Annotated in this window: 8 protein-coding genes; 5 read left to right on the top strand and 3 right to left on the bottom strand. The window is 69.3% G+C overall.

Annotated features, from left to right (window positions below):
* The first annotated feature begins 1 nt into the window (after position 1).
* Both SB816_RS15275 and lpdA read left to right on the top strand, forming a co-directional pair.
* A complete protein-coding gene (locus tag SB816_RS15275) occupies positions 2–1,354 on the top strand; it encodes a dihydrolipoamide acetyltransferase family protein (protein ID WP_410547238.1) in 1,353 nt (450 codons plus the stop codon).
* A gap of 2 nt (positions 1,355–1,356) precedes the next feature.
* On the top strand, positions 1,357–2,760 hold the full coding sequence (gene lpdA / locus SB816_RS15270; RefSeq protein ID WP_054508127.1) for a dihydrolipoyl dehydrogenase: 1,404 nt from the start codon (positions 1,357–1,359) through the stop codon (positions 2,758–2,760).
* A gap of 171 nt (positions 2,761–2,931) precedes the next feature.
* On the opposite strand, the gene SB816_RS15265 is transcribed toward lpdA, so the two are convergent.
* The gene (locus SB816_RS15265; protein WP_410547237.1) at positions 2,932–4,971 is read right to left on the bottom strand and encodes a PEP/pyruvate-binding domain-containing protein; all 2,040 of its coding nucleotides are present in this window, start codon (positions 4,969–4,971) and stop codon (positions 2,932–2,934) included.
* A gap of 177 nt (positions 4,972–5,148) precedes the next feature.
* Complete coding sequence (gene argH, locus SB816_RS15260) at positions 5,149–6,567, bottom strand: argininosuccinate lyase (protein ID WP_006386379.1); 1,419 nt, start codon at positions 6,565–6,567, stop codon at positions 5,149–5,151.
* Positions 6,568–6,765: 198 nt separating this feature from the next.
* Between argH and SB816_RS15255 the strand changes: the two genes are divergently transcribed.
* From SB816_RS15255 to SB816_RS15245, 3 genes are all read left to right on the top strand, one after another.
* Positions 6,766–8,097 (top strand): mechanosensitive ion channel family protein, encoded by a 1,332-nt coding sequence (locus SB816_RS15255; protein ID WP_054504113.1) that lies wholly within the window; start codon positions 6,766–6,768, stop codon positions 8,095–8,097.
* A gap of 93 nt (positions 8,098–8,190) precedes the next feature.
* A complete protein-coding gene (locus SB816_RS15250; protein WP_410547267.1) occupies positions 8,191–10,257 on the top strand; it encodes an NAD(+) synthase in 2,067 nt (688 codons plus the stop codon).
* Between the two features lie 138 nt (positions 10,258–10,395).
* Complete coding sequence (locus SB816_RS15245; RefSeq protein WP_006386376.1) at positions 10,396–10,734, top strand: P-II family nitrogen regulator; 339 nt, start codon at positions 10,396–10,398, stop codon at positions 10,732–10,734.
* Positions 10,735–11,209: 475 nt separating this feature from the next.
* Here SB816_RS15245 and gspF read toward each other — a convergent pair whose 3' ends face one another.
* Positions 11,210–12,415 (bottom strand): type II secretion system inner membrane protein GspF, encoded by a 1,206-nt coding sequence (gene gspF, locus SB816_RS15240; RefSeq protein ID WP_269874624.1) that lies wholly within the window; start codon positions 12,413–12,415, stop codon positions 11,210–11,212.
* Positions 12,416–12,425 lie beyond the last annotated feature (10 nt).

The raw sequence follows: 12,425 nt of genomic DNA, 5'->3' as shown, positions 1-12,425 counted from the left end.
GATGGGGATTCATGTCATCAAGATGCCCGACATCGGCGAAGGCATTGCCGAGGTCGAACTGGTGGGCTGGCACGTCAAGGTGGGCGACACGGTCGCCGAGGACCAGCCGCTGGCCGACGTCATGACCGACAAGGCCACGGTCGAGATCCCGTCGCCCGTGGTCGGCCGCGTGGTCGCGCTGGGCGGCGAAGTCGGCCAGGTCATGGCCGTGGGCGGCGAACTGATCCGCCTGGAAGTGGAAGGCGAGGGTAACGTCAAGGGCGAGGCGGCGGCGCAGAAACCGCAGGCCGCGGCCGCGCCGGCTCCGGCGGCGAGCGCGCCGGCCGCCGCACCGGCGCCGGCCAAGGCCGACAAGGCCCCGGCCGGCGGCGTTGCCGGCCAGATCGCCGCGTCGCTGCAATCGTCCGCCGCCGCGCCGCAAGCGCCGTCCAGCCGTCCGGCCGCCGCGCGCCAGGCGCCCGCCGCGGCCCGCCAACCCGGCGAAAAGCCGCTGGCCTCGCCGGCGGTGCGCAAGCGCGCCTGGGACCTGGGCATCGAGCTGCGCTACGTGCACGGCAGCGGCCCGGCCGGCCGCGTCATGCACGAGGACCTGGACGCCTACCTGCAAGGGCAGGGCGCGGCCACGACCGCGCGCGGCCCGGCCTACGCCGAGCGCAACGACGAAGAGCAGGTGCCGGTGATCGGCCTGCGCCGCAAGATCGCGCAGAAGATGGCCGAGTCCAAGCGCCGCATTCCGCATTTCAGCTACGTGGAGGAAATCGACGTCACCGAGCTCGAAGACCTGCGCGTCAGCCTGAACGCGAAGTTCGGCGAGTCGCGCGGCAAGCTGACGCTGCTGCCGCTGCTGGCGCGCGCCATGGTGATCGCGCTGCGCGACTTCCCGCAGATCAACGCCCGCTACGACGACGAGGCCGGCCAGGTGACGCGCTATGGCGCCGTGCACATCGGCATCGCCACGCAGAGCGACGGCGGCCTGATGGTGCCGGTGATGCGCCACGCCGAAACCCGCGACCTGTGGTCGATGGCGGCCGAGATCGGCCGGCTGGCGCAGGCGGTGCGCGCCGGCAGCGCCGGACGCGACGAGCTGTCCGGCTCGACCATCACCATCACCAGCCTGGGGCCGCTGGGCGGCATCGTCACCACGCCGGTCATCAACCATCCCGAGGTCGGCATCGTGGGCGTGAACCGCATCGTCGAGCGGCCCGCCTTCCGCAATGGCGCCGTGGTGGCGCGCAAGCTGATGAACCTGTCGTCCTCGTTCGACCACCGCGTGGTCGACGGCATGGACGCGGCCCGCTTCATCCAGGCCGTGCGCGCGCTGCTGGAACAACCCGCGCTGCTTTTCGTGGAGTAAGCATGAGCCAGACTACCAAGACGACAACCCTGCTGGTGATCGGCGGCGGGCCTGGCGGCTATGTGGCCGCGATCCGCGCCGGGCAACTGGGCGTGCCCACCATCCTGGTCGAGGGCGACCGGCTGGGCGGCACCTGCCTGAACATTGGCTGCATTCCGTCCAAGGCGCTGATCCACGCGGCCGAGGAATTCGACAAGGCGCGGCATTACGCCGGCCAGTCGGCGCTGGGCATCTCGGTGTCGGCGCCCGCCATCGACATTGGCCGCACCGTGGCCTGGAAGGACGGCATCGTCGGCAAGCTGACCGGCGGCGTCGGCGCGCTGCTCAAGAAGAACGGCGTGCAGGTGGTGCAGGGCTGGGCCAGCCTGCTGGACGGCAAGACCGTCGAGGTCGAGGGCGCCGACGGCAGCCGCCAGCGCATCCAGTGCGAGCACCTGCTGCTGGCGGCCGGCTCCGAGCCGACGCCGCTGCCGTCGGTGCCGTTCGGCGGCATGGTGGTGTCCTCGACCGAGGCGCTGTCGCCGGCCGACATCCCGAAGAAGCTGGTGGTGGTGGGCGGCGGCTACATCGGCCTGGAGCTGGGCACCGTGTACCGCAAGCTCGGCGCCGAGGTGGCCGTGGTGGAGGCGCAGGACCGCATCCTGCCGACCTACGACGCGGAACTCACCAAGCCCGTCGCCGCCGCGCTGGCCAGGCTGGGCGTCGAGCTGCACCTGGGCCGCAAGGTGCTGGGGCTGAATGGCGCAGGCACGGCGGTGCGGATCCAGGATGCCAGCGGCGCCGAGACCGCGCTGCCGGCCGACCGGGTGCTGATCGCCGTCGGCCGGCGTCCGCGCACGCAGGGCTGGGGCCTGGAAAATCTGCAGCTTGACCGCAAGGGCAACGCACTGCGCATCGACGACCAGTGCCGCACCTCCATGCGCGACGTCTGGGCCATTGGCGACCTCGCCGGCGAGCCGATGCTGGCGCACCGCGCCATGGCGCAGGGCGAGATGGTGGCTGAGCTGGTGGCGGGCAAGCGCCGCCACTTCCAGCCGGCCGCGATCCCGGCGGTGTGCTTCACCGATCCCGAAGTCGTGGTGGCCGGCCTGTCGCCGGCCGAGGCCGAAGCGGCCGGGCTGGATTGCCTGGCGGCCTCGTTCCCGTTCGCCGCCAACGGCCGCGCCATGACGCTGGAGTCCACCGACGGTTTCGTGCGGGTGGTGGCCCGTCGCGACAACCACCTGATCGTGGGCTGGCAGGCGGTGGGGCGGGGCGTGTCGGAACTGTCGACGGCGTTCGGCCAGTCGCTCGAAATGGGCGCGACGCTGGAGGACGTGGCGGGCACGATCCATGCCCATCCGACCCTGGGCGAAGCGGTGCAGGAAGCCGCGCTCAAGGCGCTGGGGCACGCGCTGCACATCTAGAAGCTGTCGCGGCGTATCCGGAGCCGTGGTGGTGGGCATCCTGCCCGCCGCCGCGGCTTTTTCCTGTGCGGGCCCGTTTGCCGGACGGCATGGGTTGCCCGTGATGCGCGCAGGACACGCGGCGCGGACGCGTTCAAGGCAACAGGCCTGGAACGCCCGCGTGCGTGCTCGCTAGCGGCGCGCGTCGATGTAGGGCCGCGCCTGCAGGATGATGATCCTGTCGCCGACCACCGCCCATTCGATGTCCTGGTCGATCTGGCCCAGGCGCTGCTTGACCTGCCGGCCCACGGCGGCCAGCCGCGCCACCAGCGCGTCGTTCAGCACCTGGCGCGCGTCCGCCGCGATCGGCACTTCGCGCACGCCGCCGCCGGCGTCGGCCACCAACTGCGTGTCCTCGGCCGAGCGGCTCAGCACCTGCACCGCCTTGGACCAGCTCGAATACATCACCTGCTCGGCCTGGCGCTTGCCTTCCACCACCTTGATGCCCAGGCCGCGCTTGGCCGAGATGTAGGTCACGTAGCGGCGGCTGGCGTCGAACGGATCGCGCGTGATCATGACGCCGGAGCTGTCGGACGGCGCCGCCAATTGCACCAGCACGGCCATCACCACCGCGTCCTGGGGGATGCCCGCCGCGCGCCGCGCCTCGTAGGCGTCGAAGTTGTAGACCGAGGCCCACACGGTCTGCACCGCCTTGGCCAGCGCGTCAGGCTGGGTGACGTTGGGCACGGTGGTGTACAGACCGGCGCCGCTGAAGCCGGGCAGGTCCTCGGAATTGGACGAGCTGCGCACGAACACGCCCGCGCCCTTCAGGCGCGATTGCCACAGCGCCCGCCAGGATTCGGCCTGCGTCGGGTCGACGGCGGCCTGCATGATGTCCTGGCGCAGGGCCGCCAGTTCCTTGCGCCGGACTTCGGCGTCGGCCACGAAGTCGGCGCGCTGTTCCAGCGCCGCCACCCGTTGCGCCACGTTCAGCCGCTTCATGAAGGCGGCGTATTGCGCGAACGGGATGCAGAAGCCGTCCGGCACGCTGGCGGCCGGCGGCAATGCGGAGCGGAGCGCGCCCAGGTTGGCGGCCTTGACGCCGCAATGGCGGCTGTCGCGCACCGCCAGGGCATCGAGCGGCTTGAGCGCCTGCACCGTCAGGTCCGGCTTGGGCAGTTGCGCGCGCGGCTTGGGCGGCGTGGCCGGCGGTTGGTTGGCGGGCTTGTCGCTGGGCCGCACCTGGTAGTCGTTGCCGCTGACAGTCAGCGTGACCCACTGGCCGTCGTACTGGCGCAGTGCGGTGGTGGCGTCGCGCACGTAGGCGTTGGGAATGCCCCAGCCCTTGGCCAGCAGGTTGACGTGCGACAGCAGCGTGGACGGGCGCTGCGTGATCAGGCCGGCCACGGGCGGGATGGCGATCGGCACTTCGTCCAACACCACGATGTCGTCGCGCTTGAGGTCGGGCGTGGCCTCGACCGAGGCGACGATGCGTAGCCGGCCCTGCGCGCTGCCGGGGTTCAGCGGCAGAAACGCCTGTTCGCGCAGCAGCGCTTCCTGGGTCACAAAGGTCAGGCCGGCGGTAGCGGCGGCCTGTTCGTGCAGCGTCGAGTTGGTCTTGAAGCGGACCGGGGCATAAAAGCTCTTGGCGACCACCTCGTCGGCCAGCTTCAGCAGTTCGGGGGTGAGGCGGTCGCCTTCCCAGAATTCATAGGTGTAGCCGGGCAGGTCGCGCTGCCAGCTGAGGGTGCCGAACAGCAGGCGGCGGTTCGGATCCTTGTATTGCGCGGTCAGCGCGGCCTTGTCCTTGCCGTGCAGCAGGCGGCGCTCGCGCGCGAAGGTCTCGTGCAGCCCGTAGCGCGGCGTGTCCAGGTAATGGATGCGATTGCCGCGCTGGCGGTCGATCACGAACAGCACGTGCGGGATTTCCAGCGGCGTGCCGGCGTTGTAGACGCGCGCCAACTGGCGGAACGCGGCTTCGTCGTCGATGCGCGCCATGAAGGCGGGACCGCCGCGGCGCGCGTCCTCGGCCTTGCGCGCCGCAATCTCCTCGGGGGTCAGCGGCCGGGGGGCCCTGAAGGGCTCGATGACGTTGTTTTCGTACGGCGACGGCTTGCGCGCCGTCTGCGCCTGGGCGGCGGGGAGGGCGGCAAGCGCCAGCAGGCAGGCGGTCGTCAGGATGGCCGGACGGGACAGGGGCGACGGAAACCAGGACGCGCGCAGGGCTGGCATGGGGCAGGGGCTGAGTGGAAAAGCGCCCATCATAGCGAACCCCTCCCCGCCGCCTGTGCGAGATCCGAAACGAGGAATGACACGCCGTGACAGGTCATTTGCGTAGCGTGGCCACAAAAGAAAACGGCCCCGGAAATCCGAGGCCGCTTGTTTTCCCGCCAGGGAATCGCCGGCGTGTTACGCCGCCGTTTCCTGCAGCACGCGGCGGGCTTCCTCGGCCACGCGTTCGGGGGCGGTGCCGCCCACGTGCTTGCGCGCGGCGACCGAGCCTTCCAGCGTCAGCACCTGGTGCACGTCGTCGCCGATGGTCGGGTGATAGGCCTTGAGCTCATCCAGCGACAGATCGGCCAGGTCGCAGCCGCGCTGTTCGCAGTCGCGCACGGCGTGGGCCACCACTTCGTGGGCATCGCGGAACGGCACGCCGCGCTTGACCAGGTAGTCGGCCAGGTCGGTGGCGGTGGCGAAGCCCTGCAGCGCGGCGGCGCGCATGTTGTCGGCCTTGACCTTGATGCCGGCGGCCATGTCGGCGAAGATCGTCAGCGTGTCGCGCACCGTGTCGACGGTGTCGAACAGGCCTTCCTTGTCTTCCTGGTTGTCCTTGTTGTAGGCCAGGGGCTGGCCTTTCATCAAGGTCAGCAGGGCGACCAGGTTGCCGTTGACGCGGCCGGTCTTGCCCCGCGCCAGTTCGGGCACGTCGGGGTTTTTCTTCTGCGGCATGATCGAGCTGCCGGTGCAGAAGCGGTCGGCCAGGTCGATGAAGCCGACGCGCGGGCTCATCCACAGCACCAGTTCTTCGGACAGGCGCGAGACGTGCGTCATGATCAGCGCGCCGGCGGCGCAGAACTCGATGGCGAAGTCGCGGTCGGAGACGGCGTCGAGCGAATTGCGGCAGACGCCGTCAAAGCCCAGCGTCTTGGCGACGCGTTCGCGGTCGATCGGGAACGAGGTGCCGGCCAGGGCGGCGGCGCCCAGCGGCAGGCGGTTGACGCGGCGGCGGCAGTCGGCCAGGCGCTCGGCGTCGCGGCCGAACATCTCGGCGTAGGCCAGCAGGTGGTGACCGAACGTGACGGGCTGGGCCACCTGCAGGTGGGTGAAGCCCGGCATGATGGTGGCGGCGTTGTCCAGCGCCACCGTGGCCAGCGCGTGGCGCAACTGGCGCAGCAGGTCGATCAGCGTGTCGATCTCGCCGCGCAGCCACAGGCGGATGTCGGTGGCCACCTGGTCGTTGCGCGAACGGCCGGTGTGCAGGCGCTTGCCGGCATCGCCGACCAGCTCGACCAGGCGCTTCTCGATGTTCAGGTGCACGTCTTCGAGGTCGAGCAGCCACTGGAAGCTGCCGGCGTCGATTTCCGACAGGATCTGGGTCATGCCGCGCTGGATGTCGGCCAGGTCCTGGGCGCCGATGATGCCCTGGGCCGCCAGCATGTCGGCGTGCGCCAGCGAACCCTGGATGTCGACGCGCGCCAGGCGCTTGTCGAAGTCCACGGACGCCGTGTAGCGTTTGACGAGTTCGGAAACCGGTTCCGAGAACCGGGCGGACCAGGCCTGCGCCTTGTTGGCGAACTGGTTTTGATCGGGGGAGGGAGTGTTTGCCATGATGGCGGGGATTATAGGGCCTGCCTCGGGCGCCTGACGAATCCGGCGCGACGCTGTTGCGGCTGGAAACGCGCGGCGGCGCGAGTTGTCGGATAATTCAGGGTCATATCCGGCGGTCCACGGCGTTTTTCCATCGCCGAGCCGCCTAAGGATGAGAACGTCCCCCGTCACCTGAAAGAGAGCACACGACCTATGCCCATGGAATGGGAACAGCTGGCCACCGAACTGGATACCTATATGCCGCACCAGCCGTGGGCGCAAACGCTGGTCGGCATCGGCGTGCTGATCCTGACGGCGTTGTTCGTCCAGTGGGTGGTCGCGCGGGTGGTGCTGCTGCTGGCGCACCGGCTGCTGGTGGTCAGCGGCCACGAGGACTGGGACAAGGCGCTGCAGCGCCGTCGCGCCTACCAGAACCTGTGGTACGCGGTGCCGTTCGCGGTGGTGTCGGTGGGCATCGAACTGGTCCCGCACGTCGAGAAGGCCGCCACGCTGGTCGGGCGGCTGGCCCACGCCGGCGCCTGGATCTGCGTGTTCGTGGCGTTTTCCGGGGTGCTGAGCGCCTGGCAGGACACCTATTCGGCCACCACCCGGGCGCAGACCCGCTCGATCAAGGGCTATATCCAGATCAGCAAGCTGATCCTGATGGCGGTGTGCACCGTGTTGGTGCTGTCGATCCTGATCGACCGCTCGCCGCTGTGGATGATCTCCGGCCTGGGTGCGCTGTCGGCGGTGCTGCTGCTGGTGTTCAAGGACACGCTGCTGTCGCTGGTGGCCAGCACCCAGCTCACCAGCAACGACATGCTGCGCATCGGCGACTGGATCGAGATGCCGCAGTCCAACGCCGACGGCTTCGTCAAGGACATCGCGCTGCATACGGTCAAGGTGCAGAACTGGGACAACACCGTCACCACGGTGCCGACCTACAAGCTGTTCTCGGAAAGCTACCGCAACTACCGCCACATGTTCGAATCGGGCGGCCGGCGCATCAAGCGCACCCTGCGCATCGACGCCAGCAGCGTGCGCTTTCTGACCGATGAGGAAGCCCAGCAGTTGATGCGCTTCCGGCTGCTGCACGACTACCTGCGGGTCAAGACCCAGGACATCGCCCAGGCCAACCAGACCATGGGCGAGCTGGCCAGCGTGCCGGCCAACCGCCGCCGCCTGACCAATATCGGCACCTTCCGCGCCTACGGCCTGGCCTATCTGAAGCAGAACCCCGAGGTGCGCCAGGACATGGCGATGATGGTGCGCATGATGGAACCCACCGCCGATGGCATTCCGGTCGAGGTCTATTGCTTCACGGCCGTCACCGCCTGGGTCGAGTACGAACGCATCCAGGGCGACATCTTCGACCATCTGCTGGCGATCCTGCCGGAACTGGGCCTGCGGCTGTACCAGCAGCCGTCTGGCGCGGACATCGGCGCCATGGGCAGCTACCTGCGCGAGGGCGCCGTCCAGGCGGCGCTGGCGGCCGAAGGCGCGCATCACCGGGCCGATCCGGAGCGCCTGGCGCCGCCGTCCGGCGCATGACGCCGTGAGATAATCGCCAGGTAGGATTCCCGGGGCCTGCAGCAGGCCCGTTTCGTGCAGTTCCGTATCAAGGCGCCCCAGGCGATGGATCCGATGTCGAACCCGTTCTTCAACCTGTATTCCCATGGCTTCGCCCGGGTCGCCGTGGGCGTGCCCGAGTGCAAGGTCGCGGACCCGGCCTTCAACGCCGCGCAGACCATCGCGCTGGCGCAGCAGGCGGCCCAGGGCGGCGCCGTGCTGGTGGCGTTCCCCGAACTCGGCCTGTCCGCCTATACCTGCGACGACCTGTTCCACCAGAAGGCCCTCCTGGACGCCTGCGAGGCGGCGCTGGACCAGGTGGCGCGGGCCACGGCCGAGCTGGATATCGCGGTCATCGTCGGCGCGCCGCTGCGGGTGGCGCACCAACTCTACAACTGCGCCGTGGTCATCGCCGGCGGCCGCATCCTGGGCGTGGTGCCCAAGAGTTTCCTGCCCAACTACAGCGAATTCTACGAAGCGCGCCAGTTCAGCGCGGCCGATTGCGCCGTCGCCACCGAGATCCGCCTGCTGGACCAGACCGTCCCGTTCGGCCCCGAGCTGCTGTTCCAGATGGAAAAGCTGCCGCTGTTCCAGTTCCACGTCGAGATCTGCGAAGACGTCTGGGTGCCGATCCCGCCGTCCTCGTTCGCGGCGCTGGCCGGCGCCGCGGTGCTCGTGAACCTGTCGGCCTCGAACATCGTGGTCGGCAAGTCGGCCTACCGCCACCAACTGGTGGCGCAGCAGTCGGCGCGCTGCCTGGCGGCCTACATGTATACCTCGGCCGGCCGCGGCGAGTCGTCCACCGACCTGGCCTGGGACGGCCAGGCGCTGATCTACGAAAACGGCGAACTGCTCGGCGAATCCGAGCGCTTCCTGAACGAATCTCACCTGCTGTTTGCCGACGTCGACCTGGAGCGCCTGTCGCGCGAGCGCATGCACCAGACCACCTTCGGCCAGTCGGCGCGCCGTCACCGCGACGAAGTGCGCAAGTTCCGCCAGGTGCTGGTGCCGGTCGCGGCGCCGCTGGAGGACGCCGAGCTGCCGCTGGAGCGGCGCGTGGCGCGCTTTCCGTACGTGCCGGCCGACCCCCGGCGCCGCGATGAGCGCTGCAAGGAGGTCTACAACATTCAGGTGCAGGCGCTGGCGCAGCGGCTCTCGGCCAGCGGCATGTCCAAGGTGGTCATCGGCATCTCGGGTGGGCTGGATTCGACCCACGCGCTGCTGGTCTGCGCCCAGGCCATGGACACGCTGGGGCTGCCGCGCGCCAACATCCTGGCCGTGACCATGCCGGGTTTCGCCACCAGTACGCGCACGCTGCAGCAGGCGCGCCAGTTGATGGCGGTGGTGGGCTGCACGGCCTCCGAGGTCGACATCCGTCCGAGTTGCCTGCAGATGCTCAAGGATCTCGGCCATCCCTATGCCGCTGGCCAGCCGGTGTACGACATCACCTTCGAGAACGTGCAGGCCGGCGAACGCACCAACCACCTGTTCCGCATCGCCAATTTCAACAACGCCATTGTCATTGGCACCGGCGACCTGAGCGAGCTGGCGCTGGGCTGGTGCACCTATGGCGTGGGCGATCACATGTCGCACTACAGCGTCAACGCCAGCGTGCCCAAGACGCTCATCACGCACCTGGTGCGCTGGGTGGCCGAATCCGGCCGCCTGGGCGAAGCCGGCGCTGCGGTGCTGCTGGACGTGCTGGGCACGGACGTCAGCCCCGAATTGGTGCCGGGTGGCGATGATGGCAAGCCGACGCAGAAGAGCGAAGACACGATCGGGCCCTACGAGCTGCAGGATTTCAACCTGTACTACACCTTGCGCTATGGTTTCGCGCCGACCAAGGTGGCGTTCCTGGCGCTGGCGGCCTGGCGCGACCGCGATGCCGGCGCCTGGCCGGAAGGCGGCCACGTGGCGCGCAACCAATACGACCTGGCGGCGATCAAGCGCAACCTGAAGATCTTCCTGGACCGGTTCTTCCGGCTCAGCCAGTTCAAGCGCACCTGCGTGCCGAACGCGCCCAAGGTGGGCTCGGGCGGGTCGCTGTCGCCGCGCGGCGACTGGCGCGCGCCGAGCGATTCGGAGTCGGCGGTGTGGATGCGCGACGCCGACCGGATTCCCGACCAGACGCCGCCGGCCTGACCGGTCTGCGGGTTTTCCCGGCAGGCGAGGCGCCGGGCTTGGCGGGCCGGGCGCCGGTGGTATTCTCTCAATCATTGTGCCCTGGTCCGATATGTACCCCGGGGCGCCGCAACAGATCGAACAATCAGGACGACCAACGTGAAACAAGTCACCGCCATCATCAAACCCTTCAAGCTCGACGAAGTCCGCGAAGCGCTGGCCGAGGTCGGCGTCAGCGGGCTGACCGTGACCGAAGTGAAGGGGTTCGGGCGCCAGAAAGGGCATACCGAGCTCTACCGCGGGGCCGAATACGTGGTGGATTTCCTGCCGAAGATCCGCGTCGAGGTGGTGCTGCCGGATGACCAGGTCGAGGCGGCGATCGAGGCGGTGGTGAAGGCGGCTCGTACCGGCAAGATCGGGGATGGCAAGATCTTCGTGACGCCGGTGGAGCAGGCGATCCGGATTCGGACAGGGGAGAGCGACGAAGAGGCGCTTTGAATTTGCGCTGGGTTTGCTCGGGTTGACTGTCGGGGGGATCGTTATGGTCTCCCCGAAGTTTTTTGGGGCGGGCGGTTGCGTTCTTGAGGCGCCCGGCGCGCAGGCGCAGCGGGTGCGGGCGCCAACGATTGCGGTCCGGAGCGTTCGCTCCGGACTGCCCCTTCGTCATCTTCGTTGTCGCCTTCGGCGACTGCCTTCAGATTCCCTCGGGCGCATCGACGGCGCCCGCACCCGCTGCGCCTGCGCGCCGGGCTCGCACCATTGAGAAATGAAGCGCTGCTGCGGCGGTTGCCTGCGTGGGGGTTTTCGGGGCCCGCCCGGGACGGCCGCGCGGGCGGCCGTCCCGGGCATACGCGGTGGTGGGGCGTTGGGAGGGGGGCGCTTCGCGCAGGGGGCAAGAGAGAGGGGATGGGAGGACGGCGGCTTTTGGGGCGCTGCTATTTCTTTGGTGCGCGGGCCTTTTCCTTTTGTGCGTCTAGCGGATCAGTTGATTCATTTCGAGGATCGGCATCATCACGGCCAGCACGATCAGCAGGACGAAGCCGCCCATCAGCAGGATGAGAGCGGGTTCGAGCAGGGCGGTCATGGCCATGGCGCGGCGTTCGAGGTCGCGTGAGAGGTTCTGCGCGCCGCGGTCCAGCAGTTCGGGGAGCTGGCCGGTCTTTTCGCCGCTGGCGATCAGGTGGATGAGGAGCGAGGGGAAGGCTTTCTGCGCGGCCAGCGAGGCTGACAGGGAGGCGCCTTCGCGCACGCGCGCGGCGGCTTCGTCGACGGCGCCGCGCAGGACGTCGTTGCCGAGGGTGCGGCGGGCGGCGTCGAGGGCGGTGAGCAGGGCGACGCCGCTGCCGCAGAGGATGGCCAGGGTGGAGGCGAAGCGGGCGGCGTTGACGCCGAGCACGAAGCGGCCGGCCAGGGGCAGGCGCAGGACGCGGGCGTGCCAGGCGCGGCGGGCGGCGGGCGCGCGCAGGGAGTAACGCCACAGCATGATGGCCAGCGCGATGACGGCGCCGGTGGCCAGGCCCCAGTCGCGCACGTAGTCGGACAGCGCCAGCATGATGCGGGTCAGCAGCGGCAGTTGCTGCTTGGCGTGGTTGAAGGCGGATACCACCTGCGGCACGACGTAGCCCAGCAGGAAGATCACGATGATGACCGAGACGCAGGCCACCACGGCGGGATAGATGAACGCCGTCATGACCTTGCTGCGCAGCGTGTTGCGTTCTTCGATGTAGTCCGCCAGTTTCTCCATGACCTGCGCCAGGTCGCCGGATTCCTCGCCGGCGCCGATCAGGGCGCGGTAGATCTCGGGAAAGTCGCGCGGGCGCGAGGCCAGCGCGGTGGACAGGCGATGGCCGGCGCGGACATCGTCGCGCACGCCTTCGAGCGTGGCGGCGATGTGTTTCTTCTCGGCCTGTTCGAGCGTGGCGCCGAGCGCGGCGTCCAGCGGCAGGCGGGCGGCCAGCAGGCTGGCGAGCTGGCGCGTGAGCCAGGCCAGGTCGGCATCGGACAGCCGCGTGCGCAGCGCGGCGCCCAGGCCTTCGACGCGCGCGGCGGGGGTGGTGGACAGGGGCAGCAGGCCGCGGCCGCGCAACTGGTTGCGGGCGCCGCGTTCACTGTCGGCGTCGATCGTGCCGTGCACGATCTTGCCGAGCGCGTCAGTCGCTTCGTAACGAAAAGATGGCATGGTGGGAAGG

The organism is Achromobacter sp. SIMBA_011, assembly GCF_046535435.1.
GTDB lineage: Bacteria > Pseudomonadota > Gammaproteobacteria > Burkholderiales > Burkholderiaceae_B > Achromobacter > Achromobacter dolens.
This window is presented reverse-complemented; position numbering and strand designations above follow the sequence as displayed.